Source organism: Bacillus sp. REN16 (genome assembly GCF_020731355.1).
Lineage (GTDB): Bacteria > Bacillota > Bacilli > Bacillales > Bacillaceae_L > Ferdinandcohnia.
On the sequence record NZ_JAJFZK010000055.1, the window covers coordinates 1 to 1,552 of the forward strand.

Sequence of the window (1,552 nt, forward strand, 5' to 3'; positions counted from 1 at the left end):
GACGGTGCGGAAAAAGTTGTGTAAATAGGTTTCAAAACAATCCTCCTTGGCAAGAATTAGGATAAATAATTTTTGCCAAGGAGGATTTTTCGACATGAAATTACCAAAGGAATTAATCAGAGAAATTGTAAAGGAACAAAAATTCACTAGTACCAACCAAATCATGGACACAATCAAAGAAATGTTTTCTGATGTGTTGGAGGAAGTGCTCCAATGTGAAATTGATGAGCAACTGGGTTATGAGAAGCACCAACGTAGGGATGATGGACCTACAAATTATCGAAATGGTTCAACTAAACGGAAATTAAAAACACAATTTGGTGAAGTTGAAGTAAGCGTTCCTAGAGACAGAAATGGCTCGTATGAGCCACAAATTTTGGACAAATACCAAAGAAATGTCGACGGTCTGGAGGAAAAAATTCTGTCTCTTTACGCCCACGGTATGTCAACAAGGGATATCAAGGAACAGGTTAAAGATCTTTATAATATTGAGATTTCCTCTGAACTGGTTAGTAAGATTAGTGAAAAGATTATGCCACAAGTAAATGAGTGGCAAAGCCGTCCACTTGAAGCCTATTATCCTTTTATCTTCATGGATGCCATTCATTATAAAATTCGGGATAATCACCAAATTGTTTCGAAGGCAGCCTATGTTGTATTGGGAATTAACAATGAAGGTTATAAAGAAATATTGGGTATCTGGGTTGGGGGAAATGAAAGCAGTAAGTTTTGGTTAGGTGTGTTGAACGATTTGAAAACGAGAGGTGTTAAAACGGTTAATCTTTTCTGTGTAGATGGGCTTACAGGATTCAGAGAGGCCATTCAAGCCGTGTATCCTTTCGCTGGTATTCAACGTTGTATCATCCACCAGATTCGTTCAAGCACTAAATATGTTTCTTACAAACACTTAAAAGAATTTGTCGCTGACTTAAAATTAATCTATACTTCTATCAACGAAGAATCGGGTATGGAAAGGCTCATAGAATTTAAAGACAAATGGGGTAAAGAGTATCCAACTGCGGTTAAATCATGGGAGGAAAACTGGGATATTTTAGCTACCTTCTTTGCATATCCACCGGAAATTAGGAGAATAATATATACTACCAATGTAATTGAAGGGTTACATCGTCAATTTAGGAAAGTGACAAAAACCAAGTCTATTTTTCCAAATGATGATAGCTTAAGAAAAATGCTTTATTTAGCCTCTCAAAATATTACAAAAAAATGGACAATGCGTTACCGTAATTGGGACATGATCTTGAGTCAGCTTGAGATTTTGAACCAAACATCATAATTGGGGACTCTGTCCCCAAACCCCTGAAGTTTAACGCATTTGTTTTCCCTAAAACGGACAAAAAATAACGGACAGAACAAGTCCGTCCGTTTTAGTGTAAAAACCATAAAACCGCTCAGGTTGCACTTCTGCATTGCCCTATCCTGTTTTATGGTAAAAGGCAATTATATTATTGCCAGATTATATTTTTTCATACCTATTATTTCTTGCCTTGCGAAGATTGTCGAATATTACTTACACAAGATTTTACGCAGACCC

General features: G+C 36.7%; 1 protein-coding gene. It reads left to right on the top strand.

The window, feature by feature from the left end; genetic code table 11:
- Positions 1 to 94: 94 nt before the first annotated feature.
- Positions 95 to 1,294, top strand: coding sequence for an IS256 family transposase (locus LKW28_RS22790; protein ID WP_229142702.1), 1,200 nt, complete (start codon positions 95 to 97; stop codon positions 1,292 to 1,294).
- Positions 1,295 to 1,552: the final 258 nt, after the last annotated feature.

Excerpts from the sequence above, each read along its gene's own strand:
- LKW28_RS22790 (WP_229142702.1), top strand. The coding sequence starts at position 95 with ATGAAATTACCAAAGGAATTAATCAGAGAAATTGTAAAGGAACAAAAA.